20 protein-coding genes are annotated in these 23,659 nt (G+C 49.6%); 5 read left to right on the plus strand and 15 right to left on the minus strand.

Features of this window, described 5'->3' with window-relative positions; genetic code table 11:
* The first annotated feature begins 242 nt into the window (after window positions 1-242).
* Window positions 243-560, plus strand: coding sequence for a hypothetical protein (locus tag DFR60_RS02435; protein WP_110321457.1), 318 nt, complete (start codon window positions 243-245; stop codon window positions 558-560).
* Between the two features lie 52 nt (window positions 561-612).
* Here the strand turns inward: DFR60_RS02435 and DFR60_RS02440 are convergent, their stop codons facing one another.
* Window positions 613-1,431 (minus strand): MerR family transcriptional regulator, encoded by an 819-nt coding sequence (locus tag DFR60_RS02440; protein WP_110321458.1) that lies wholly within the window; start codon window positions 1,429-1,431, stop codon window positions 613-615.
* Between the two features lie 153 nt (window positions 1,432-1,584).
* Here DFR60_RS02440 and DFR60_RS02445 point away from each other — a divergent pair, with 153 nt between their 5' ends.
* Window positions 1,585-2,913 carry an MATE family efflux transporter gene (locus DFR60_RS02445; protein WP_110321459.1) on the plus strand — a complete coding sequence of 443 codons (1,329 nt, stop codon included), beginning with the start codon at window positions 1,585-1,587 and terminating at the stop codon, window positions 2,911-2,913.
* A gap of 15 nt (window positions 2,914-2,928) precedes the next feature.
* Here the strand turns inward: DFR60_RS02445 and DFR60_RS02450 are convergent, their stop codons facing one another.
* The 11 genes from DFR60_RS02450 to DFR60_RS02500 all read right to left on the minus strand — a co-directional run bounded on the left by DFR60_RS02450 (window position 2,929) and on the right by DFR60_RS02500 (window position 15,880).
* Window positions 2,929-3,774: a MerR family transcriptional regulator gene (locus DFR60_RS02450; protein ID WP_110321460.1), complete on the minus strand. Its 846-nt coding sequence runs from the start codon at window positions 3,772-3,774 to the stop codon at window positions 2,929-2,931.
* A gap of 113 nt (window positions 3,775-3,887) precedes the next feature.
* Window positions 3,888-4,964, minus strand: a complete 1,077-nt coding sequence (locus DFR60_RS02455; RefSeq protein WP_110321461.1) for an ABC transporter permease — start codon at window positions 4,962-4,964, stop codon at window positions 3,888-3,890.
* A 7-nt stretch (window positions 4,965-4,971) separates the two neighbouring features.
* On the minus strand, window positions 4,972-6,669 hold the full coding sequence (locus DFR60_RS02460) for an efflux RND transporter periplasmic adaptor subunit (RefSeq protein WP_110321462.1): 1,698 nt from the start codon (window positions 6,667-6,669) through the stop codon (window positions 4,972-4,974).
* Between the two features lie 4 nt (window positions 6,670-6,673).
* Window positions 6,674-7,549 carry a carbohydrate ABC transporter permease gene (locus DFR60_RS02465; RefSeq protein WP_110321463.1) on the minus strand — a complete coding sequence of 292 codons (876 nt, stop codon included), beginning with the start codon at window positions 7,547-7,549 and terminating at the stop codon, window positions 6,674-6,676.
* A complete protein-coding gene (locus tag DFR60_RS02470) occupies window positions 7,546-8,406 on the minus strand; it encodes a carbohydrate ABC transporter permease (protein WP_110321464.1) in 861 nt (286 codons plus the stop codon). Before DFR60_RS02470 ends, DFR60_RS02465 begins: the two co-directional genes overlap by 4 nt.
* Window positions 8,396-10,651, minus strand: coding sequence for an extracellular solute-binding protein (locus DFR60_RS02475; RefSeq protein WP_110321465.1), 2,256 nt, complete (start codon window positions 10,649-10,651; stop codon window positions 8,396-8,398). The genes DFR60_RS02470 and DFR60_RS02475 overlap by 11 nt, the downstream gene beginning before the upstream one ends.
* A gap of 46 nt (window positions 10,652-10,697) precedes the next feature.
* Window positions 10,698-12,941 (minus strand): type 2 periplasmic-binding domain-containing protein, encoded by a 2,244-nt coding sequence (locus DFR60_RS02480; RefSeq protein WP_146218571.1) that lies wholly within the window; start codon window positions 12,939-12,941, stop codon window positions 10,698-10,700.
* A 202-nt stretch (window positions 12,942-13,143) separates the two neighbouring features.
* On the minus strand, window positions 13,144-14,853 hold the full coding sequence (locus tag DFR60_RS02485; protein WP_110321467.1) for a DUF2326 domain-containing protein: 1,710 nt from the start codon (window positions 14,851-14,853) through the stop codon (window positions 13,144-13,146).
* A complete protein-coding gene (locus DFR60_RS02490) occupies window positions 14,810-15,073 on the minus strand; it encodes an ABC-three component system middle component 6 (protein WP_110321468.1) in 264 nt (87 codons plus the stop codon). The genes DFR60_RS02485 and DFR60_RS02490 overlap by 44 nt, the downstream gene beginning before the upstream one ends.
* Window positions 15,070-15,663 carry a hypothetical protein gene (locus DFR60_RS02495; RefSeq protein ID WP_110321469.1) on the minus strand — a complete coding sequence of 198 codons (594 nt, stop codon included), beginning with the start codon at window positions 15,661-15,663 and terminating at the stop codon, window positions 15,070-15,072. Before DFR60_RS02495 ends, DFR60_RS02490 begins: the two co-directional genes overlap by 4 nt.
* Complete coding sequence (locus DFR60_RS02500) at window positions 15,650-15,880, minus strand: hypothetical protein (RefSeq protein WP_110321470.1); 231 nt, start codon at window positions 15,878-15,880, stop codon at window positions 15,650-15,652. The genes DFR60_RS02495 and DFR60_RS02500 overlap by 14 nt, the downstream gene beginning before the upstream one ends.
* 183 nt (window positions 15,881-16,063) lie before the next feature.
* Here DFR60_RS02500 and DFR60_RS02505 point away from each other — a divergent pair, with 183 nt between their 5' ends.
* From DFR60_RS02505 to DFR60_RS02515, 3 genes are read left to right on the plus strand one after another with little or no spacing between them, the layout of a single operon-like run.
* Window positions 16,064-16,753, plus strand: a complete 690-nt coding sequence (locus tag DFR60_RS02505) for a response regulator transcription factor (protein ID WP_110321471.1) — start codon at window positions 16,064-16,066, stop codon at window positions 16,751-16,753.
* Window positions 16,746-18,131 (plus strand): sensor histidine kinase, encoded by a 1,386-nt coding sequence (locus DFR60_RS02510; protein ID WP_110321472.1) that lies wholly within the window; start codon window positions 16,746-16,748, stop codon window positions 18,129-18,131. The genes DFR60_RS02505 and DFR60_RS02510 overlap by 8 nt, the downstream gene beginning before the upstream one ends.
* Window positions 18,132-18,160: 29 nt before the next feature.
* On the plus strand, window positions 18,161-19,003 hold the full coding sequence (locus DFR60_RS02515; RefSeq protein WP_167437486.1) for a LysM peptidoglycan-binding domain-containing protein: 843 nt from the start codon (window positions 18,161-18,163) through the stop codon (window positions 19,001-19,003).
* A 32-nt stretch (window positions 19,004-19,035) separates the two neighbouring features.
* Here DFR60_RS02515 and DFR60_RS02520 read toward each other — a convergent pair whose 3' ends face one another.
* The 3 genes from DFR60_RS02520 to DFR60_RS02530 all read right to left on the minus strand — a co-directional run bounded on the left by DFR60_RS02520 (window position 19,036) and on the right by DFR60_RS02530 (window position 23,556).
* Window positions 19,036-19,878, minus strand: coding sequence for an AraC family transcriptional regulator (locus tag DFR60_RS02520; RefSeq protein WP_243004961.1), 843 nt, complete (start codon window positions 19,876-19,878; stop codon window positions 19,036-19,038).
* Between the two features lie 152 nt (window positions 19,879-20,030).
* Entirely contained in the window at window positions 20,031-21,821 is a 1,791-nt protein-coding gene (locus DFR60_RS02525) for an ABC transporter ATP-binding protein (RefSeq protein ID WP_110321474.1), read from the minus strand.
* Window positions 21,811-23,556: an ABC transporter ATP-binding protein gene (locus DFR60_RS02530; protein ID WP_110321475.1), complete on the minus strand. Its 1,746-nt coding sequence runs from the start codon at window positions 23,554-23,556 to the stop codon at window positions 21,811-21,813. Before DFR60_RS02530 ends, DFR60_RS02525 begins: the two co-directional genes overlap by 11 nt.
* Between the last annotated feature and the right edge of the window lie 103 nt (window positions 23,557-23,659).

Below are 23,659 nucleotides of genomic sequence, written 5' to 3' on the forward strand. Positions count from 1 at the left end.
CCGTTAAAATCAGCCTTACGGCTTCCCTGCCACAGCTTTTTCACTATCTGCATTATAACATACCGTCTTTAAAAGGCAAATGCGGATTTCACCAAACGAAGGGACTTCCAGCACGCTGTAAACAGATTTCACCAATCAGCAGACCTGTTTCTTTGTACAAAACGCCCTTTGAAATCCGGCATTTATCTATGGTAAAATAGATCCGGACCCTATACTCAATCTGACTAAACGAGGACATAACCATGACGAAAGACGACGCTTTAGAACTGATCGAAAGAATGCCGTACATACCGGCCTTTGTGATCTCCAACGAAAGAAACCGCTTAAGCGCCCTCCGGGCCGCGCAGAAATCCGACGATCCGGTTGAATGGATCAAGGTCATTAAAACCATCTATATCTGCCGGAACGACCCGAAAACCGGGAGGCGCCCCAGCGACGACGAAGCCGCCACAGAACAGCAGGCAAAGATACAGCTCCAAAACCTCCTTGTTCCCGCCCTGGGCCTGGATCCGGAACAGCTGGATTCCTTTATTGAAAAACACCTCGCCAATATGTGGTAAACGGTATACCCAGGCGATCGGAAAACGCTTCCCGCTTCATTGGCCGGAAGCGTTATTTCACACGCACCGCTACCTTCACAACGTAATCCTCTGTGTCCCTGACCGTCAGTTCATCGAGGAGAAGGTCCTCATACCACATCTCATCCAAACGGATCCCCCGTTGTTCAGCGAAATCCCGAATAACCGGATACGCCTTCCCCATGTCTCCGTCGTACCCCCGGTAATACAGTTCCACGTAGGTTCCCGCCGGCTTCACATACGGTTTCAGCGCCGAAATGCGCTTATCCAGCCGCGTATAGACACTCCGGTAGCGGTCGTATTTCCCTGCCTCTAAGTCTTTGCCCAGACAGACCGCGCCCACGGCGTTCATGCTGATATGGTACTGCTCGCAGACCCTGACATGGTGTGCAATCTCCTCTGCCAGCTTCCGTTCCCCCGTGATATTCACCTCGGAAGAAAATAAGTACTCCTGGCCTCTCTCCGCCAGCTTCGGCTTATCCACCTCGGCCTCCAGCGCCTCCTTAATCGTCGTTCTCTCCCACTCCATAAAACGCTTCATATTTTTCAAACGCTCAATCTCCTGGTCGATCTCCGCATCCTTCTGATCCACCAGCGCCAGAAAATGCTCCGGCGACCGGTTCTCCATATACTCCCTGATCTCACTGAGAGGCATCCCCAGCTTCTGCAATGCCCGTATCACCTCAAATGTATCCATCTGCCAGACAAAATAATACCGGTAATTATTCTCCTCATCCTTCACCGCCGGCGAAAACAGACCAATCTCATCATAGTGAAACAGCGTATGCTTCTTAACCCCTAAAATCTTCGCAAACTCGCCTGTCGTAAAATATAACTCCGACTGTTTTTCCATATTGTGATCCCTTTCTATACTCAAAGTTTTCATTCATTTCTGTGTCCTCCGGTCAGAGGAGTAAAAGATAAATCTCCACTTGACTATCGGCCTACCCTATACCCTATGATAGTCCATGCGGCTGAAATTTACAAGAAAATCAGGAGAAATAGTATGAATTATTCACTGGCAAAAAAATTTACATTTGGTTCCCTCATGATGTTTGCACTGCCGACGACCATCATGATGATTTTTACCTCCCTCTATACAATTATTGACGGAGTCTTTGTATCGCGTTTCGTCGGGACTAATGCGCTTTCATCCATCAATATCGTTTATCCCGCCATTAACATCGTGCTCGGCATTGCGGTCATGTTTTCAACCGGCAGCTGCGCCATTGTTGCAAAGAAGATGGGCGAAGGAAAACCAGAGGAAGCACGGGCTGCCTTTACTTCTATTATATATTTGAATCTCATCGTCGGAGCCGTAACGGCGGTTCTCGGCAATCTCTTTGCTGTACCGCTCGTACGGCTCCTGGGAGCCAGCGACCTGCTCATGAGCGACTGTATTACTTATATGAGATGGCAGATGGCCTTCGCTCCGGCGCTGATGCTTCAGATTCTGTTTCAGATGTATTTTATCACGGAAGGGCGGCCCGGACTGGGACTTTTTCTCACGATTCTGGCCGGCTTAAGCAACGCGGTTCTGGATTATATTCTCATCGTCCCGCTAAAGCTGGGCGTGGCTGGCGCGGCCATTGCAACCGTTACCGGCTACATGATCCCCGCTGTATTCGGTCTGATCTACTTTGCCGTTTCCCGCAAGGCACTGTGGCTCGTAAAGCCCCGTCTTTCCGCGGCAGAATTAAAGGAAACGCTGATTAACGGTTCCTCGGAAATGGTGACCAATTTATCCTCCGGCATTATCACGTTCCTGTTCAACCTCCTGATGATGCACTACGCAGGAGAAGACGGCGTCGCGGCCATCACCATTATCCAGTACTCACAGTTCCTGTTAAATGCACTGTACATGGGTTTTTCACAGGGCGTCTCACCTGTCATCAGCTACAATTACGGCAGCCGCAATACGAAGCAGCTAAAGCAGGTGTTTAAGACCTCCCTGATCTTTACCGGTGTCACTTCGTTCCTCGTATTTGCCACAGCGCAGTTGGCTGGCGGGATTATCGTAACGATTTTCGCACACCCCGGCACAGCCGTATACGATCTGGCCCGCCACGGATTTATGGTGTTCTCTTTCGGCTACTTATTTTCCGGAGTCAACATCTTTTCGTCGGCTCTGTTCACCGCTTTATCTAACGGCAGGGTATCGGCTGTAATTTCTTTTGTGCGCACGCTGTGCCTGATCGTCTTATGCTTACTGCTCCTTCCTCTTATTATGGGGCTTGACGGAGTCTGGCTTGCCGTTCCGGCAGCAGAAGCAGGAGGGTTCCTGCTCTGCCTTTTCTTCTTGAAAAGGCATGCAAAAACATACAGTTATATTTGATTTATGGCCGGTCTTTCAATCCCGCGCATGTCCCACGGTCAGTTTATACCACCCGATCAGAAGGACTCCCACAAGCACCACCGCGTCCGCAGTCAGAATCGTGGTCACATTTTGCATCATTCCATTCACGTAAAAGATTGTAAATGCTTCTACTGATAATATGACAAAACACAGGCAGTTGGTCACGTAATCGCAGATGGTATCACTGAAGCAGAACAGACGGAGTGTCAGCCATCTCCATATAAACTGACGTAAAAAAAATCTTATGATGATACAGGCGGCGGGATACACAAAAATAAATGCTTTTCCAATCTGACGGCTTATTTCGCCGTTATTCCACTGAATCGGAACCTGGGATGGCAAATGCGGATATGCAAGCAGCGCAAGCAGGAAGCACACCGCTGTGATTCCGCCCCATGCCAGCAATCCACCCCACAGATACAGGAAACCGACCGAATCCAGCCGAAAGACCTTACTGTTACTTTTCCAGTAATCTTCCAGCTCTGTCACGTATGCTTCCACCTCTAAATCATCATACGTCATTTCCTTTTCGGTAAGCATCTTTTTACATATATAATGGTATTTCTCCAGATCTGCGATTTGGCTCTCCAGCGCATCCGCTTGTCTTTCAAGGACCACCTGCAGGGATACCTCGTGATCGATTATGCGGTGAATATTTTCCAGTGAGATTCCCAAGGTCCGTAAGTATGCTATTTTTTTAATGTTCTTTACATCCTCTTCCGTATACTCCCGGTATCCATTCCTGTTATTTCTGACAGGATGGATCAGTTTTTCTTTTTCGTAGAAACGGACACTGGAACGTACAATCCCTGTTTTTTCTTCCACTTCCTTAATTGTCATGTCGTCTTTTCTCCCTTTTTTGCTGTTTACTATAAGGTATAAACAGGGTTCACAGTCAATAGCTTATGCATAAATTGTTTGAAATACTTATATTTGACGAAAAAAGGAGCCTTCTACTCCTGCCCGGTATGGCCAGGCATGGAAAGCAGAAGACTTCCCGTTATGATGATCAGCGCAGCCGCACTTGCCGAACAGAACACGGAGGCAGTAAACGCGCGTATCATCTCCACATCCCACCGGGTCTTTGGCAGCATGGCTATGTCAAAGAGATTCTCTTTTACCTGTGTGAATTTTTCCGTATAGAAGGAAAAATCCGACCACCGGGATGGAATAAACTCTCCCGGAAAACGGAAGCCATACCAGAGCAGAGCTGCCACGCCTCCAGCCATCACCGCAAAGGAAAAAACTTTCCGCAGCCGCAAATCAGACTTTCGAAAACGCCGCGCACGCCGCATCAAAATCCAGAAACAGATAAGCAGGGCCCAGCCGGGCAGCGTGCGGCAAAACCTTATCATGGCATAGTAAATGCTCCCATTAATTCTGATTTCATGTCCCGGCAGTCCGAAGCGCATGATCATCTCTTCCGCCTGTCCCTCAAGCCCCTCCTGACCGGAATAAGAAAAGGAAACGTTGGGAAAAAACTCTGTCTCCAGCCGTTCTGCCGGAAGCATCACCATGGGATAGGAGGCGGCCGTCACTCCCCGAATGACAAACCTTTTCCCCTTAACGGAGATCCAGCTGCCGGTCACATCGGTGGAGCCGAACAGTTCCCATGCCGTTTTACTGCTGACGACACATCCATCCTCATCATCTCCAAAGCCATACGTGCCGGCCACCAGCCGGTCCTTCACAATCTGATCCATCTCTCCCCGGACCATGATGCAGGTGACATCCTGCTTAAAATTCAGCACTGGATTTTTGGCCTCCACATAGTACTCCACGTTCCATGCCACGGTCTCCGGGAAGTTCTCGGCTTCAGGCTTTAACCCGGCTTCTTTTATTTGCTCTAAAGCCTGCCGGGACACCCCCTGTCCGTGGTAACGGATCTGGATATCACCGGCGTATGGCTCTATCTTCTCTCCCTGCCACAGGGAAACGCCCCACAGAACCGCCGACAGAAGCGCCACCAGAAACACGCCTTTTAGTCTGGCGGCTCTGCCCGTTCTGTTCCATGTCTTAAAACTGTTCATTGTTCTCTCACTCTCCGGATATTCTGACACGGTCGCCTGCCTCGATGATCCTGCTGCTGGATACGATCAGCTGGTCCGTATTGCTGAATGCACCCTGCACGGCTGCCTGGGTGCTGCTCTTTTCCAGTAATTCCACGGGAATCTTTTCCGCTGTCAGCTCTTCGCCTAGTATCGTCTTCTGCGGTTTTACCACCAGGATGTAGTAACCATCCGATTCCTGCCTGAGCCCTGCGATGGGAATGACCTGATTGTACTGCTGGGATGTCAGATTAAGCGAAAATGCGGCCGTTGCTCCCAGAACCCCCGTGTCCTCCTGGACCGAAGCGGTAAAATGCGCCTGTTCTTCCTCCGATAAGAAGTCCACGCTGTCCACCACCGCCTCATACGTTCGCCTGGACTCTCCGTACTGCAGGTTGATCTTCGTTCCCGCCGTAATCAGTTCTCCCAGCTTTTTGTCTACCGTTCCCTCGAATTTCAGCCTTCCGTCACCTATGGCCACAAGCTCATCACCCGTCACGGTCTTTCCCGGGACGACGGCCAGCTCTGTCACCACACCGGATACCGGAGCCGTCACTTCACCGGATGCTGCCTCCAGTGCTTCCAGGGCCTTTAACTGTTCCTCCGCCTTTGTAATATCCAGCTGCTTCACCTGGCGGTCCAGGCCGGAGGCGGTCTGCTCCTTTTGATTTTCAGCGGCCGTCACCGCATCCCTGGCCCGCGCGTTGGATACCGCGAGTTCAGCCTGGCTGAGCGCTTCTTCCAAACTCCTCACGCTCTTCTCTCCGGCTTTGATCTGCGTCTCCACCGCTTCCACCGAGGACTCATAGCTGCTCTTCAGCGCTTCCGCCGCGGTTCTCCTTCCGGCGCTGACATCGCCGTAATCTTCCTCGGCGCTGTTTAAGGCCGCTTTGGCCTCCTCCACGTTAAGCGACTGCTCTTCCCGTACCTCTTCCAGGTCCTCATTTGCACGGTCCAAAGCTTTTCTGGCTTTCTCGATTTCCTCGTCTGAAGCCCCCTCTTCTTCCAGGCGGTCCAGCTTCTCTTCGCAGTCGGTCACCTCGCGCTCCGCCTTCTTGACCGCGCTCTCCTTCTTCGCCACAGCCGCGTCGTAGGCCCGCTCGGCGGTCCGGTACTGCCGTCTCGTCTCCTCCTCCATCTCTTCCTCGGACTGGGTCATGCTCTGATTGTAGTCGCGCTTGAGCTTTGCAAGCTTTTCTTCGCTCTCCCGCCTCAGTTCCTCCAGGTCCTGATATCCGAAATCCAGGGCCCGTTTTGCCGCATCCAGCGACTGAATGGCCAGCGTCTCCTCGGATATGCCCGGTATCTGTTTCGAGCGGACCTCGGACTGAGAAAACTCCAGCTTCATCTTTTCGATGGAAAGAGCCAGTTCCTCCTTTTTCTTCTGAATGCCCTCCAGCTGATAGGCGAAAAGCACCTCTCCCACCTCCACCTTCTGCCCGGCCGTTTTTCCGACGGACTGGACCTTTAACCCTTCCTCGGGATTTAAGTATGTGATTCCGGAGGCGAGAAATTTCCCGTCCCCTTTGATTTCATAATTTACATTTCCCATCTTGCCGTAAGAGGTGCCGACCTGCGGCACCGTCAGGGAATCCAGGCTTCTGGAAAGAACGGTAAAGACCGCCATGGCTCCAAGAAACATAAGGAAACCATCTCTGCACCATTTTCGTATTTTTTTCCTCTCCATCTGTCTACTCCTTTATCCCTGATACCATAATTCCCTGCTCCAAAAAACTCTGCCCGGCCAAAAACAGAAAGAGCGGGGGCGCCATAGCCGCCACGGAGGCCACCCACGCCACACTGACCTTATCCGCCGTAATATCCGGAAGATAGAGGGACAGCGGCCAGAGCGTCCGGTTCTTCAAAAATGCCATCGGCGCCTCGATGGCATTCCAGCTCTCTAAAAAGCCCAGGATTCCTGCCGACATGATTCCCGGGAACCCCATCGGTATACCGATCCGAAAGAACACCGCCCCTTCTCCCGCCCCATCCAGACGCGCCGCTTCCAACAGAGACGGTGGGATCGAGGAAAAAAACTGTGTCATGATAAATACCGGAAATGTGGAAAATATCCCCGGAAGGATAACCGCCAGATGGGTATCTAAAATATGCAACTGGTTCAGTACAAAGTAATCCGGGGTCATCAGAACCTGAAACGGGAGTATCATCAGTATGATATATCCCATGAACAACAACTTTTTCCCCGGAAATGAATACATGGCAAACGCCCACGCCGCCGGAACGGCCACCAGCATCTGGCCGAACAGTACAGCCCCGGTCTGAAGGCAGGAGTTCCAGAACATCACGAAAAATCCCGGGGAATCCAGAAGCAGCTCCACAAAGGGACTTAAGGTGGGAAAGTCCGGAAACAGGGTGACTTTCACAGCTCCGGTTCCGCCGTTTAACACCGGACCGAACCGGGACAGCATTTCCCCCTTGGACAGGAAGGAATTTCCCGCCATCATGAGCAGGGGAAGCCAGATAAACAGGCAGATTACCGACAGGATAAGCCTTCTGACGTGCGGGAGAATCTTTTTCTCCGGCATCCGTTCTCTCAACCATTTCATGTTTCACCTCTCCTCGAAGCCAGCCCTTTCGTGATAACCGGCAGAGCAACCACCAGCAAAAGAAGGACGGAGGCCGCACTCATCTTCTGGATATCCAGAGTCACGAACCAGTGGTTAAACAGGTGCTGCAGCATATAGATGCTCTCGTGGGGATACTCCCCTGCGATTAAGTACGCTTCCCGAAATACCTTAAAGGAATTGAACACGGAAAGGGATACCACCAGAAATGCCGTCTTGGAAAGGCCCGGCAGCGTCACGTATAAAAACCGTGCCAGGATGCCCGCTCCGTCCACTCTGGCCGCCTCGTAAAGTTCATCCGATATAGCCGCCAGACCCGCAACCCACAGAACCACATCGTATCCCAGATTCTTCCACACGTAGGTAAAGACCAGCACGCCAAAGGCCGTGTCTCCATTGATCCAGTCTATCCCCGCCATGCCGAAGAGCGCGGTGATCTGGTTGACCATCCCCTGTGGATGGAAAAACAGCTTCCACAGCAGGACGATCGAAGCCACGGGAATGGCAAGCGGAACGAGGAGACTCGTCTTAAAGACGGTCCCCCCCTCCTTTAATCCCGCGATCAGCATGGAGCAAAACAGTGACACCAGCACCAGAAGCGGTACGCAGATCACCAGAAAGCGGATTGTGTTAAAAGATGCCAATCGAAACGCGCTGTTGCCGACCACTGTCACATAGTTCTGCATGGCGACGAAACGCCCACCTGCCGCCTCGAAAAATGACCTGCGGACAACATCCACATACGGGAGCAGGACAAACACGGCTGTCCCCGCCAGACTCGGCAGAAGGAACAGATACGCCTTCCGTGCCAGACGGCCCGACTGTGTTTTATTCCGCATAATACAGCTTCGCCTTGTTTTCAAACTGCCCGGCCGCCTCGGCCGCGGTCTGTTTCCCTTCAAAATATCCCTTTGTTTCACTGACTATCATCTCCAGCAGTATATCGTCAACAGAAATGGGGGTACGGAGCTTATCCAGCATTCCCATAATCTCTTCCTTCTTCTTGTCGTCCGGATACTCCGCGCTCAGCGTTTCACCGCCGTCAAAGCTGAAACTGATGCTCACCATGGAAGCCCGTTCTTCCCAGGCACCGGAAGCCGTGACATTTACGGTAAAGCCATCGTTTAAATCCCCATTCTGAACCTTCGGTGACAGGGCAAACTCGACAAACTCTCGCGCGGTCTCCTTTTCCTTACCAAAGCTGGTGACCCCCAGGAGTCCCTTCGGATAATAGATATCATTAAACTGTTCCATCTGGTAGCCATACTTATCAATGATTGCCGAAGGTGTCATAACATCCATCATACCCGACAGTTCCACCAGAGAAACCTCTGTGCTTTTTGTCAGCAGGCCGTAATCACTTAGCCCGGTAAAGCCTCTCGTTTCCACGGTATTGTATACCTGGCCGCGGCCGCCGTCTTCCGATTCATCGAATATCCCCCTGCTTCCGCCGGCATCTCCCGCCAGCTTCGCGGTTTCCAGAAGAATTCTGACTTTCTCCGTATCCAGCTGCCCGACGTCTTTTCCTGCCAGCTCCGGATAGTAGAGATAGATCATCTGCCTCAAAATATTTTCATAGATGGTCTTTGGGAAGAGAGCCTTATCGGGATTCGCTTCCTGCCACGCCCGGAGAGTGCCGATCGAGGTCATCTGGTTTACTGCCGTCCCGCTTCCGTAGATAATCGGAATACTGACACGGACCGGGTACTGATAAACACTGCCACCGGAACCGGTGAAACTCTCCGCTATGTTGGGGTATAGCTCTCCCGCTTTTACCATGGGAGTGATAATATCGCTTAAATCTTCCAAAACCCCTTTCTCAATATAGGATTCGATGGGAAGCCCATCCAGCACCAGCACGTCGGCGCCGTTGCCGTTTAACAGTTCTGCATTTAATGAACGGATCGTATCGGATTTTAAGGTGCTTCCCGACTCGCTGGCTCCGTCGATCAACTCAACCCTGACATCGGGATGTTCCATCTGGAAAAGTGAGGCCGCCTGTTTCACTGTCTGGTTTTCAGAAAGGTTGAGGCCGTATACCGTAAGGGTTTTGGACGGTATGGCCGGCATTTCCGGATCATACGTATAGCGGGCCAGTTTCTGTTCTTCACTCTCCGTGTACCATAAGTAAAAATCATTGTCGTTTCCGACGAGAAGACGTTTTACGTATGCGCTGGGCATGCTCATGGAATTCAGGGAGCCATCCACGATAGTCTCCCACATCGTTCCCTGATCCGCCATGTGATGAATTCCTTTGGCATTGGCAAGGTAGAAATCATCTCCGTCTCCGCGGGCCAGACTACCGTATACATCTGACTCGTCGGTTTGGAACGGAATCACTTCCTTCTCCGCCAGCGATTTTAAATCGTACCGTAGAAATCCCCTGTCGCCTGTGGTCAAAAAGCTATTGGCTGTCAGCGTGTGGCTGTCACAGAAATTGCTGAAGGAAGACCTCTGAGGAAGCTTTTTTTTCACAGTGCCGTCTGCCCCTACGACAATTACCTGATCATTGGATGGAATGAATACAGTGCTGTCATCGCTGACATACAGTCCGTTCAGCAGTACCATGGCATCCTCAATTCCCGCTGAAATCTCCTGCATGGTCTGCCCGTCTGCAAATTTTACAAGGTGTGCCTTGTAATCCTTATCCGAATATATCACATACAGAGTTCCATCCGGTCCATAGGCGGAATAAGCTAAATAAAAGCTGTCCATAAGTGACGTTACTGGAGAAGCTGTATCTTCTCTCCAGGATGAACCGTCGTAACGATAAGCTTTCTTTTTTCCTTCTACTTCCTGTCCAACTAAGGTAAACATCACCAGTTCCCCGTTCTGGTCCTGGATAATATCCAGAACACGTTCCGTTCCATCTTCAAACGGATATGCAACCGATTGCTCCACGTAACGCCCCTTTGCAACATCCGCGGCTCCCGGGTCCGCAGTCCCTGTTTGTTTTGTACTTTCCTTTGCACCGTCTGCGGCGCCATCCTTCTGTTCCTTTGCGCCGCATCCGGCGGTCATGGCCGCCATGACCGCGGCCAGCGCCAGCGCCGCGGCTCTCTGAATCAAATGACTGTTTTTCATCTTCTTTTATTCCTTTCTCTCAATCCTAAACATTTATACGATGTCTTTATTCTGTCTCCGCCCGATAGAGCGTCACCTTCCCTGTTATGGCCTTTACAGCGGCCAGGATATCCTGTGCCCCGTTAAAATAACCTTCCGATTCTTCCGCCATAATGGACAGAACCGTGGGATCCGGTACGACCGGATGATCCAGGTTCGGGATCATATCCAGCAAAAGCTTCCTCTCTGATTCCGTAGGATAATCCCCATAGATCATAAGCCCATCCTGGCTCCCCGTCCCATAGCTCATCATTATCTGCCGCTGCTTCCATCGTTCCACACCAGCACGGGTAACGGGGAAGCCATCCTTTACGTCCTCTCCCTGTATCTGTTCCGACAGCAGGAAGGCAACAAAGCGTTCCGCCGTCTCTTTCTGCCTGCCGTTCCTGTTAATGGCGACCCGTTCTTCCGGATAGAAGGTACGATTGACTGATTGAAGCTGATACCCTTTTTCCCTCATGACCGCAAACGAAAGGCTCATCTCCGCCATTTCCCGCGGAAGCTCCAGGGAGGCCGCGTTGTCTCCCGCCATTATCCCCAGATGATCCGGAGTGGTAAACCCGTTCTCAGCGACCAGATTATACCGTTTTCCGGCTCCGTTATCCTCGTCCTCCGGATACAGAACGCGTGCGCCGGAATGCTCTCCGGTCCGCATGGCCGCTTCCAGAAGGTCTGTAAGCTCCTCTTCCTTTAATTTTCCATCATCATCCCAAAGCTCCTGATCATACAAACATGCAAGGCGGCGGAGAATATTTTCATATACAGTCTTTCCACTTACAGAGCCGGCTCCCGGCGATTTCTGATACTCCAGATACGCCTGCAGGCTGGATAAACTCGCTGTGGCCTCAGCTTCCCCATATACAACCGGGAACAGGACCCTTACCGGCACCTCGTAGACAGATCCGTCGTTTCTCCGGAAATGGTCGGTCAGGTTCCGGTATATTTCCCCACTCTCTGTAAACGGCGCGAGAAGTTCGCTCATATCCTCCAGAATCCCTTTTTCTATATAGGACTTTCCCGGAAGGCCGTCCAGTACGAGAACATCCGCTCCCGCTCCGGTCAGCAGCTCCTCGTTTAAGCTTCGGATGATATCCGCATCCGTCATCCCTTCCATCTGCTTTCTTCCGTCGAGCACCTCGACACGAATATCGGGATTTTCCATCTGGAACCGTATGGCTCCCTGACGGATCAGATACTTCTCCGACAGATCGAGACCGTATACGGTCAGCGTCGATGTCGGAACGGAAATGGTATCCGGATCGTATACATAGTGTGCAAGAACTGGATTACCGTCTTTCTCGTACCATACGAAAAAATCGTTATTTTTACCGACACATATCCTACTAATTCTAATCCCCGGAAGGCTTAAGGAATTCAGGCTGCCGTCCACGATGGTCTCCCACATCGTCCCGCCGAGCGCCATGTGATGAATTCCCGCCGCGTTGCAGAGATAGATATCGTCGTCTTCCCCGGCTGCGAGGCTGCCCTCCGCGTCGGAATCCCCCGTCTGGTAAGGAATCGTCTCCAGTTCCTTTCCTGTCTTCATGTCATAAGCCAGAAATCCTAAGTCACCCGCCGTTATGTACGTATCCCCCACCAGTGTGCTGCTGCTATTCAGCGTGCTGTTTCTCTTTTTTTGGTACAGATGGAAGGCCACCCCGTCTTCCGGCTTCCAGACCACGGTCTCTCCATCCATCAGGGAAAAGAGTACCTCCCCGCTGTCTGCCGCCAGAAAATCGGAAACATTATAGATCCCCTCCTTTTCAAACGCAGGATCTGCAAGCCGCTCCATCTCCCGGCTGCCCCAGGCTGTCTTTCCGATGTATCTGTCATCCCCCTGTGTAAGGTAGTAATACGCCGCGTCCTTCGTACCATCCATATTTAAAATCATGCTGCCTTCCGGAATGCTGCTGGTGAGGCCTTCATCCGTTTTCCACTCTCCCGTATCTTCCAGCCGGTAAATCCTGTTTTCCATCTCTAAGTTGTATGTGAGAACCAGAAGATCTCCTTCCGGAGAAAGCATCATAGCTTCCATCATCTCTGTTGATGGATCGAACGGAAATGTCAGTTCCCGCTCCACATACCGTCCCCTGGGGACGTTGGAGTTATCACCGGTTCCTCCATGATCGGCCGTCGGCGCATCCGCCCCGCCCGGCTTCGGGCCGCATCCTGCCGCCATCACAGTTACCGCGGCCAGTATCAAGAGCCATGCGGCGGCTTTCCGTGCGGTCATTCTTTTTTTTCTGTCCATCCCTTTTTGTCCTTTCTGCCATTCCGGATTTGCCTTTAAAGTAATCATACCAGAGAAATCTCTAAAAAAACTGGAAACGGCTGGTTTAACCGCAATCAGAGATTAATTTTTCTTTACTACTTGCTAACAAATCAGAGTACAGAAAAAGTCCATCTAATCTCTGACAGAGACCAGATGGACTTTGCTTCCCGTATATTCTCAACTAAATGTTGAAAAATTTATTACTCTCGCTTAACTCCAAAACTTTAGACTTTTCAACATAAACTTCATCCACTTTATCAATTCGTTCTCTCAAAATCGGCATTATATATTGTCCTTCTATATTTTGAGCTATCTGAAAGATAGTTTTCAATTGATTAATATGTGTATTCTCCATTTTATCGTGAATCACAAACTGAGGCGCTTTAATTTTCATTGTTATTGCATACTGCATGTATGCTAAATCAAACGCAACAATCACTGCCTTCTTTTTTTCAGTACCTACATTTCCCCCCAAAGATGCTATACTAATTGGAAACTTATTTTCTTCTTCCCAGTTTTGATTATATGCAAGAAGATATTTCTCGCCATACAACCTTTCACAGTAATCAGAAAAAATTTGATTGAATATCTTTATCTTATTCTCAACTTCTGAACCATCCATCTTAGACTCAATATCTTGTAATCTTTCATTTAACTTATCCTTTACTTTATCTTGCTCCTCCAATAAAGTTATAGAATTAAGAATTTCGCCTTTCTTCTGTGATAAATCTTCAATCTTTCTATTCAGAATATTCAGTTCATCCAGAAGCCCTTCATCCAGTACCTCTAAGGTTACAGTCTTTTTTTCTTTTAACAAATCATTTGTTTGATTTTTATAGGTTTCTAATAATTCTTCTTTCGTAGAAAGCTGATCTTTTATAAAATTGATCTTATTTTGAATCATGGCGTTATGGAATTTCAATACATCTTCAAACTTCTTTTGTAACTCAGGAATATATGACTTTGCCTCCGTATAGATTTTCTGTAATATATTTAAATCAATATTACTCTTTTCCTGAGATAATTGTGCAATGCTATTTTTTATTGTAGATATTTCAAATTCAGTTAGCTGCATTTTTTCCTGCAACTCATTAATTCGTGAAGAAAGTCTTCTTTTTGTATCTAATTCATCTTTATATTCATCAATGTAAGATATACTCTTCCTCTTAGCATAAAATTCCTTCAAATCATTATTAACTAATTCTAAGCTTTGCTTTAATACACTTAAGGAGCCTATACTCTTACTCTTCTCTAATGCCACAATTGCTTTTTGACAATCGTTCAATTGTGAAACAATTTCTCCCTTTTCACTAACTAAATCCCTGCCGTATATTTGAAATAACACACAGTAAATAGTGTCATATATCTCTTTAGACGTCATAGGCGGAAGAAACTTTATCATGCTGTCTTCTGACGTATTTGAAAGTCGGACAAACTTTGGTATAAGTTGGCGGAATGTAGGTCTGGGTTCCTTAATTCCAAACAGAATTTTTTTTAATTCTGACCAAAACTCCTGTTCAGGAAAATCAATCTCACCAATATATTTTTTTCCTCTTGGGAATAAATCACGTTTAACGGAACATCTATAATTCTTTTCTGTGTCCAGAAGCAGTAATTCAGCCTGCACCTTATGCGATACTAAAAAATTTTTGACAACCTGATTTTCACTTCTCGTATCGGAATCATAATACAAATCTTTGACGGATTTCGCGCCTAAGCATAAATCTATAATTTTTATTGCAGTAGTTTTCCCTACACTATTTCCACTTTCACTTGATTCATTCGAAGTATTATCTACAATCAAACTTAAACCGTTTAGATTAAATTTAATATCCCTTACAATTTCTTCAGCAGGCGTCATTTTGCGCACAATCAACCGCTCTATTAACATAGATAACCCTCCTTTCCTGTAATTCAATTAATGATTGTATAAACAACCAATCTAATGCATAATAAAAAAAATCTATATGAATATTCTGATTTATCTTTTCTTTTACCTTATCATATAAATCATCTAATAAAAAATTGGGATTTTCAGATAATATTTCGATAATTACAGCGCCAAGATAATAGAGTGACAGGGCCGGATCACGTTCCTTATTTATAATCATATCGGTTTCTCCAGAATTTTACATTCCATAAAACAGTAACAGACAAAACAGGCTATACCAACTTCTATATCTTCTATGCAAGCTCCATCAGAATCGGAATCTTTTATAGTACTTAAGATTTTTTCTTTTGTTTTATCAATCAGGTAATCAGAATTTTCTTGTACTTTTTTAAGATCATCCTTCTTAACATCTTTTAACTTAAATAAGAGTTCTCCTTTTTCCTTTAAGTACCATATATGTACACATCGCAAAATCCTAGCTTTACTCCCCAGGTTAGAGTTATCATATACGTTTAATATATTATCACAATACGTATAATACGCCGAAAATTCTCTTATAACAAATTTATATTTTATGACATGGTTATATTCTAATTTTTCATCCGGTTTAAATTCCTTCAAGGCATCTGCAGCATCCGGCAGATCACTATCATCACAGGCAGACCCAAGTGATTTTACAACGATTGAAATTAATGATGGGATTTTTTTCGTTTCATTCAGTGTTACATAGATATTACCGGTATTATTTGCTACCATGATCCCCTGATTAATACCACTGTTATCTATTTCCATCTTTTCATTTCTTGCCATTTCTCATTTCTCCTGTGTTTATACCACTCATTATACCACTATTAGTTCCAGTATTTTTAATATCAATCTTCCCTGTATTCTTAATATTGCGATTCTTTTCTTCACGTATTTCTTTAAGAATTTCTCTTGCCTCATTCTTAGCCCGAATTGCAACAACAGTTGATACTACCGTCGCACACGTTCCTATTATTGTCAAAATCAGCATTATATTATCCATTCACCCCAACTCCTCTCATATGACTCAGGTAAATAATACCACATTTCAGGTAAATAGTCCATTGCCAATCCTTTTCTATATTTTAGATTTTTAGATTTTTTAGAGATTTTTCTGTTATAATATTAAGAAAAATATCAGACACTAAATATCTGTAAAATAAATAAGAAAGCAGGGATCACAGACATGAGAATCTTACTGGTAGAAGATGATAAAATACTGTGCAGCACGGTAGCCATGCAGTTAGAGCAGGCGGGATATCAAGTAGATCAGTGTTACCGGGGCGACGACGCCCTCTACTACGCGACGGAGTATCCCTACGACGTGCTGATTCTGGACCGGATGCTCCCGAGCCTGGACGGATTAAGCCTCTTGCAGGCCATCCGGCAGAAATCCGTCATGACTCCTGTCATCATCACCACTGCACTCGACGGTGTGGGCGACAGAATCGACGGGCTGGACGCAGGCGCAGATGACTACCTGGTCAAACCCTTTGCGGTAGAGGAACTCTTAGCAAGGATCCGGGCCGTCACCCGCAGACCCGGACGAACTGCGGACACCGCGAATCTGAACCTCGGCAACCTCTGTCTGGACGCGGTCAAGCATGAACTCACCAGAGACGGCGCCGCCTCCGAGACGGTCACTCTCTCCGGCCGGGAGTCGTCGCTTCTGGAGTATCTGATGAGAAACGCAGGCCGTACGCTACCGCGTAATGCCATCCTCTCCTACGTGTGGGGACCGGATTCTGAGGTGGAGGCCGGCAATCTGGACAACTACATCTATTTTTTACGCCGGCGTTTAAAGGCGCTTCATGGAAATGTGAAAATCCAGACGGTCCATGGCGTCGGCTACCGGCTGGAGGAATTCCATGATTAAAGAGCTTCGAAAAAAACTAACCCTGTTATACACCGTAACCACGGGAACCATTCTGACCCTGGTAGTCGCAGGACTCCTCTTCTACAACCTGCGCGTATCGGAAAAAGACGCGCTGCAGACCTTCCAGAATCAGATCGTAGCCGTCGCGTCCCGTATGCAGTACGGTTCCACCATTTCCAGAAGCTGGCTGGCCCAGACTGAGGCCTCAGAAAAGCTGATCATACATATTGAGGAGAACCGGGAACCATTTCTCTATCCCGGTTCCTGGGTTCCGGCCACGGACCGGCAGACGCTCATCGACCGGGCGCGGGAAGAGGCCCTGAAGGAAAAAGTCAATCCAGCGGTGCGCCCCGTCTCCTCCTCGGTCATTCAGAGCTCGGTCTTCACGGTAAAGGGGGAACAGGGGGACTCCTATTACGGCACAATCCTTATATTTCCCACGGCCAAAGGATATCAGAGCCTGACGCTCCTGGGGTACCGGACTCCGGGCGCCGCTTTAATCAGGAGTCAGGGCCCCCGTTTCCTGCTGTTCGATATTCTGGGAATCTTCGCCCTCTTTCTCGTCAGCTGGTATTTCGTTGGGAAATCCCTGGAGCCGGTAGAGTTGAGCAGAAAACGCCAGAACGAATTTATCGCTTCGGCTTCCCACGAGCTTCGCTCCCCCCTGGCGGTCATCGAATCCAGTGTCACCGCCATCGACGCAGTAGCGGCAGCTCCCCCGCCCTTACAGTCGGCGGAATGTTCGGGAAGTCCTCCTTCCCTGCGGTCGGCGGAATGTTCGGAAAAACAGGCCCAGTATTTGAAAAATATACGGAGCGAATGCAGGCGCATGGCGGCGCTTGTGGGAGATATGCTGCTTCTCGCTTCCTCGGACGCCGGCAGCTGGTCCATCAAACAGGAGACAGTGGATATGGATACGCTTCTCATCGAAACCTACGAGCTCTTTGAACCGGTCTGCCAAAGCAGCCAGATCCGGCTTTCCCTTGACCTGCCGGAAGAGACGCTGCCCCATGTAACCGGCGACGCCTCCTGCTTAAAACAGCTGCTCACTATCCTTTTAGACAACGCCGTGTCCTATACACCGGCCAATAAAAAGATCACCATAAGCGCTGCAGTGAATGGAAAAGATATAACCGTCTCCGTAGCAGACCAGGGGTGCGGGATTTCCGCCGATGTCAGGGCACATATCTTCGACCGCTTTTATCGGGGTGACACCTCCAGGACGGACAAACGCCATTTCGGCCTTGGCCTCTCCATCGCCAAAGAGCTGACCACGCTTCACGGCGGACGGATCTTGGTGGACGAAACGGAAGGCGGCGGCGCAACCTTCCGGGTGAAGCTGCCTGTCGTGGGGGAAAATGAAGGGAAGAGGCTGTAAACGTATAAATTTGAACAGGAGGAATGATTATGAGAAAAAAGAAACGATTAATTTTGATTCTTGCAGCGGTCCTGATGGCGGAAGTTACCTTTCCTGCGTACGGAGAAACCAGACCGCTGACGCAGCCTGAATTCATGGCAGCATGTAAGCAGGAGCGTTTTGACTATTCGCGTGTCATAACGCTCCCCGAAGAGGGAACCGGAGAACAGAAGAAATATGAAACCCACTACAAGAATGTGATCGTATCGAACAGCGGAACAACATACCGGGAAAGCCCGTACGGTCCAGGCTACCGGAGCATGAAGAGCGGCAAGCTTTACATGGATATGCCGGAAGGATATGAATTGTCTTATGAGTACAAGATCAGGGATGAAAGTAACGGGGCCGGGACAGAAATAACCGTTCCCGGAGACACCATTTTAACATTTTACAGAGCAGCGGCGGCGGCCGAAGTCAAAAGTCCGGGGGAACAGTATACCTATATTAAAAATGACCCGGCAGAAATACCGGTAGTGCCCGATCTCCCTCAGGATTATAACTGGCGCAGCCATGATGAGGAAACCCTGATGGTATCCTCAGTTCTCACTGTGCATTCCCTGGCGAACGGCAAAACGGAAAGCTGGGAGTCACAAATTACGTTCGTGACAAATCTGGATAAAAAGGAGCCGGACTGCTATTACCTGATCCCTACCGACTTAGAAGCCTATACCGTAAAGGCGGGCGACAGTCTGTGGAAGATTGCAAAACAGTATTATGGCTCTCCAAAGAACTGGCAGTATATCCTGCATCGAAACGGTGACACGATAAAGGATGCCGACAGGATCTATCCAGGCCAGCTGCTCGTTATTCCCAATGAAGATGCGTGGCAGTGAATGCAGGTGTAAACGCCTGAAATGCATGGCGTTTACATCTCTTTATTCAGCGCCTCCCGGTATTCACTGGGAGTCATCCCGGTAAACTGCTTAAATACCTTGCTGAAATACCTTGGATTCTCATATCCGGCCATCATGCTGATATCAGACACCTTCTTTTCCGGGTCGGTCAGCATATTGAGCGTGATTGTCTCATTGTAATGGCGCCGGATAAACAGCTGGACCTCCTTGATCACTCCGCCGCCCAGCTGCACCTCATCGGAATCGTTCAGCTTCTGCACCAGCATGGCGGCATAGCCGGTCATACAGTCAATAGTCATCCGGTAATTGTCGCAGAGCAGAATCTTCTCCAGCATCTTATTCAGCTGGCCGTGGAGATCTATGCCGTCCCCCTTCATGCCCTGCAGCAGCCCATTCAGCTCGATCAGACACCGGATACATACGGTCTGGAACTGCATCACGGTCATTTTCTGCGCGCAGATACTCTCCAGTGCGGATTCCAGCTGGGAGACCGCACGGCCGCGCTCTTCAGGATTAGCCAGGACGCCAACCAGCTCCCGGAGGATCTCCTGAGTCTCCGGCAGGTCCTGGGAAAACAGGGCTTCTATATTTTTATACCAGATCATCCCCATTTTCTCGCTGGCCCGATGATAGCGCAGGGCCTTACCGGACTCCTCATAGGCTTCTCTCAGCGCCCCGATTCCATGCTTGAACCGGCTGATTCCGCAGGACCACTCCAGCCCCACCTGACAGGTCTGTTCCAGGATATCCACAAAGTGGTCGGCCTCCGGCACAATAGCCACGATCTTCGCCCGGAAAAGCTTCTTTTTCTCGAGTATCTCCTCCTCGGACAGTTCACGGCTTAAAAGCTCCATGGACAGTCCGTGCCACCATTCCAGTACGGGAAGCTGATATTTGGACGCACCATGCTACGGCTCCAGCACAATGGAAAAATCGATTTATGGTGAACATTACGAAGGCGTAATCCAGTTTGAGAAAGCGTCGGACTGGATCGAGGAGATTTTCCTTAGCCGTTTTCCTTGGCAAACTGGCTGTTATACAGCTTTGCATAGAGCCCATCCCGGACCATCAGCTCCCTGTGGTTTCCCACCTCCCTGATATCTCCGCCCTCCATATACAGTATCATGTCTGCGTCCTTGATGGTGGAGAGTCTGTGGGCAATCACGAAGCTGGTGCGCCCCCTCATGAGAACTGCCATGGCCTCCTGAATCAGGACCTCTGTACGCGTATCGACGGAGCTGGTCGCCTCATCGAGAATCATGATCGGGCTGTCCGAGAGGATGGCCCTGGCAATGGTCACTAGCTGCCGCTCTCCCTGGGCCAGATTCGTCGCCCCCTCCTGCAGCCTGAAATGATACCCGCCCGGCAAGGTGTGGATAAAGGAGTCTGCTCTGGCCGCCCTAGCCGCTTCCATCACCTCTTCATCTCCTGCCCCCAGTCTTCCGTAACGGATATTTTCCATGATGCTGCCGGTAAACAGCCACGTATCCTGAAGGACCAGGCCGAATACAGCCCGGAGGTCTTTCCGCGTCATCTCCCTGATATTTATGCCGCTCACGCGGATTTCACCGTCGTTCACATCATAGAAGCGCAGCAGCAGATTGATCAGCGTGGTTTTTCCTGCACCGGTGGGACCGACGATAGCCACCTTACTTCCTGGCTTCACTTCCAGGCTCACATCGTGCATCAGGGTGTGGTACGGCAGATACCCAAATTTTACGTGTATGAATTCCACAGATCCATCCACAGGCTCAGGGATCACCGGGTGTTCCGGATCCGGACTCTCCTCCTTCTCATCAATGAACTCGAATACCCTGGCCGCTGCCGCCGCAGTGGACTGAAGGATGTTGGCGATCTGCACCGTCTGGTTGATGGGCTGTGAAAACTGTCTTAAATACTGGATAAAGGACTGAATCATACCGATGGTCATCCGGTTGTCGATGACGAAGGAGCCGCCCACGATCACGACGAACACGTAACCCAGATTCGCCATCCCCTGGGTAACCGGCATCATGGTGCTGGACATAAACTGGGACTTCCATCCGCTGTCATACAGGGTCCGGTTGGTTTCTGAAAACTCGTCGATAGTCTCTTCCTCCGTACCGTAGGCGCTGACAATGGTATGGCCCGTATACATTTCCTCCACATATCCATTCATCTCCCCCAGCGTCTCCTGCTGGGTCTTAAAGTACTTCTGCGAGGCCCCTGCTATCTTCATGGAAAACACAAGCGCGAGGGGGACGGTCACGATACCGATCAGCGTCAGCATGGGGCTGATATAGAGCATCATGGCCAGAATGAAGATGACGGAGGTAACCGCCGTCACGATCTGCTCCAGACTCTGCTGGAGGCTGTTGGATATGGTGTCCACATCGTTGGTGATGCGGCTGAGCACATCCCCGTAGGAGTTCGTATCAAAGTAGTTCAGGGGAAGCTTCTGAAACTTCCGGTCGATATCATTTCTCAGGTCACGGATTGTTTTCTGGGAGACCCGGACAAGGATGACCGTGCTGATATACTTGAAAATCGCATACAAAAGATAAATGGAGGCCAGCAGAATCAGTATGGTGATGAATCTGCGTATCTCGCTGTAAACCGGCTCCCCGCCTGTCACAAGCCCTGCCAGCGCATCCGTCGCCCGCCCCAGCACGAACGGCCCGAAGCTGTTAAAAAGGGAGGAGAGTATGATGCAGATTACGGAGATGGTCAGGCCTTTGCGATAGGGGCCCATAAACCGGAGCAGACGCCGGAAAACGGCATCGGAATCCGCTTTTTGATTGTGGGTTCTAGACTTCATCTTTCTCTGCCTCCTCCTGGGTAAGCTGGGAATACACGATCTCCCGGTATACCTCGCAGCTCTTCATCAGTTCCTCGTGCCTGCCCTGGCCAACACAGCGGCCATCTTCCAGCACCAGGATTCTGTCCGCATTTTTTATGGTGCTGACTCTCTGAGCCACCAGAATCACGGTGGCCTCCTTCGCTTCTGACAGCAGGGCCTTTCTCAGCGCCGCGTCTGTCTTATAATCCAGCGCGGAAAAGCTGTCGTCAAAGATATAGATTTCCGGTTTTCTGGCAATCGCCCTTGCGATGGCGAGACGCTGACGCTGACCTCCCGACACATTGGCTCCGCCCTGGGATATGGGGGCGTCAAAGCCGCCCTCCTTGGCAGTCACAAAATCATAGGACTGCGCAGTCATTACGGCGTGCTCCACATCCGCCTGGTTCGGCTCTTCCTGACCATATCCCACATTTTCAGCAATGGTTCCCCGGAAGAGAAACGCCTTTTGGGGCACCAGTCCGATCTTTCCCCGAAGAATTTCCAGGCTCATCTCCTTCACATTTACCCCGTCTACCAGAATCTCTCCCTCCTGTACGTCGTAAAACCTGGGAATTAAGTTGATCAGGGTGGATTTGCCGCTTCCCGTGGAGCCGATCACGGCCGTAACTTCCCCCGGAGAAGAATCAAAGGATATGTGCTCGAGCGCCGGCGACTCCGCATTGGGAAAGGTAAATGTCACATCCCGGAAGGAAACGTATCCCTTTATCCCCGTCTCTGTCACCGCTCCGTCACAGTCTGCAACGACAGGTACCGTGTCCAGTACTTCATTGATTCTTCCCGCGGATACGGCCGCCCTGGGATACATGACAAATATCATGGACAGCATCATCACCGACATCATAATCTGCATCACGTACTGGATGACGGCAATGATATCGCCAATGGGGATCGCCGTATGAATATTTATGATCTGGTAGCCGCCGAAGGCAATTAAAGCAACCATGGTTGCATACAGAATCAGGCTAAGCCCGGGAATCATGATCCCCATGACGCTGTTCATACGGACGGTATTGACCATGAATTCGTCATTAACCCGGCGAAACCGCTCCTCCTCAAACTGCTCTGTTCCAAAGGCTCTGGCCACACGGATTCCCGTCAGCTTCTCCCTGGTGACCAGGTTGATCTCATCCAGCTTTTCCTGCATTTTCTTGGACAGCGGAGATGCCAGCCGGGCAATGATCAGGACAAATGCGATCATGACAGGAAGGGATACAATCAGGATCATCGACATGGTCACGCTCTTGGCCAGGGCCAGCACCACTCCGCCGATACACATAATAGGCGCCATCAGACAGACCTTCAGAAGCATATTCATAAAGGTCTGAACCTGAACGACATCATTATTCGTTCTGGTAATCAGGGATGAGGTGGAGAATCCGTCAAATTCCGTCTGGGAATAATACTGCACCTTTCGGAATATCCGGCTCCGCACATTTCTTCCAAATCCAACCGATGCCAGGGACGCAAAAAAACCGGTTCCCACGCTGCACAGGACCCCCAGCAATACAAACAGCAGCATGGTTCCCCCGATGGACACGACCCGGACTTTATCTCCCGCCGGAATTGCAGTGTTGATTACCTCGGAAAGATACATGGGCAGCGCGAGATTCGCGGCCACGGAACCAATCACGGTCAGGATCAGCAGCAAAAGTGCCCATTTAAACAAAAACAATTCCTTGTACATTTTTTTCATGCCAGACCTCCATTTTCTATCTGGTCACATTATGCGCGGTTTTATGGTGTTAAATACCTTTTTTGGGGGCAGGCAAAGGAGAAGGGATAAAAAAATGGCTTTT

The organism is Hungatella effluvii, assembly GCF_003201875.1.
GTDB classification, from domain to species: Bacteria; Bacillota; Clostridia; order Lachnospirales; family Lachnospiraceae; genus Hungatella; species Hungatella effluvii.

Bases quoted from the DNA above. Each gene is read 5' to 3' on its own strand.
- DFR60_RS02445 (WP_110321459.1), top strand. From the start codon at position 1,585: ATGAATTATTCACTGGCAAAAAAATTTACATTTGGTTCCCTCATGATG.
- DFR60_RS02485 (WP_110321467.1), bottom strand. From the start codon at position 14,853: ATGTTAATAGAGCGGTTGATTGTGCGCAAAATGACGCCTGCTGAAGAA.
- DFR60_RS02505 (WP_110321471.1), top strand. From the start codon at position 16,064: ATGAGAATCTTACTGGTAGAAGATGATAAAATACTGTGCAGCACGGTA.
- DFR60_RS02495 (WP_110321469.1), bottom strand. From the start codon at position 15,663: ATGGCAAGAAATGAAAAGATGGAAATAGATAACAGTGGTATTAATCAG.
- DFR60_RS02435 (WP_110321457.1), top strand. From the start codon at position 243: ATGACGAAAGACGACGCTTTAGAACTGATCGAAAGAATGCCGTACATA.
- DFR60_RS02480 (WP_146218571.1), bottom strand. From the start codon at position 12,941: ATGGACAGAAAAAAAAGAATGACCGCACGGAAAGCCGCCGCATGGCTC.
- DFR60_RS02475 (WP_110321465.1), bottom strand. From the start codon at position 10,651: ATGAAAAACAGTCATTTGATTCAGAGAGCCGCGGCGCTGGCGCTGGCC.
- DFR60_RS02515 (WP_167437486.1), top strand. From the start codon at position 18,161: ATGAGAAAAAAGAAACGATTAATTTTGATTCTTGCAGCGGTCCTGATG.
- DFR60_RS02500 (WP_110321470.1), bottom strand. From the start codon at position 15,880: ATGGATAATATAATGCTGATTTTGACAATAATAGGAACGTGTGCGACG.
- DFR60_RS02440 (WP_110321458.1), bottom strand. From the start codon at position 1,431: ATGGAAAAACAGTCGGAGTTATATTTTACGACAGGCGAGTTTGCGAAG.
- DFR60_RS02520 (WP_243004961.1), bottom strand. From the start codon at position 19,878: ATGGAGCTTTTAAGCCGTGAACTGTCCGAGGAGGAGATACTCGAGAAA.
- DFR60_RS02470 (WP_110321464.1), bottom strand. From the start codon at position 8,406: ATGCGGAATAAAACACAGTCGGGCCGTCTGGCACGGAAGGCGTATCTG.
- DFR60_RS02490 (WP_110321468.1), bottom strand. From the start codon at position 15,073: ATGATTATAAATAAGGAACGTGATCCGGCCCTGTCACTCTATTATCTT.
- DFR60_RS02525 (WP_110321474.1), bottom strand. From the start codon at position 21,821: ATGAAGTCTAGAACCCACAATCAAAAAGCGGATTCCGATGCCGTTTTC.
- DFR60_RS02530 (WP_110321475.1), bottom strand. From the start codon at position 23,556: ATGAAAAAAATGTACAAGGAATTGTTTTTGTTTAAATGGGCACTTTTG.
- DFR60_RS02510 (WP_110321472.1), top strand. From the start codon at position 16,746: ATGATTAAAGAGCTTCGAAAAAAACTAACCCTGTTATACACCGTAACC.
- DFR60_RS02450 (WP_110321460.1), bottom strand. From the start codon at position 3,774: ATGACAATTAAGGAAGTGGAAGAAAAAACAGGGATTGTACGTTCCAGT.
- DFR60_RS02460 (WP_110321462.1), bottom strand. From the start codon at position 6,669: ATGGAGAGGAAAAAAATACGAAAATGGTGCAGAGATGGTTTCCTTATG.
- DFR60_RS02455 (WP_110321461.1), bottom strand. From the start codon at position 4,964: ATGAACAGTTTTAAGACATGGAACAGAACGGGCAGAGCCGCCAGACTA.
- DFR60_RS02465 (WP_110321463.1), bottom strand. From the start codon at position 7,549: ATGAAATGGTTGAGAGAACGGATGCCGGAGAAAAAGATTCTCCCGCAC.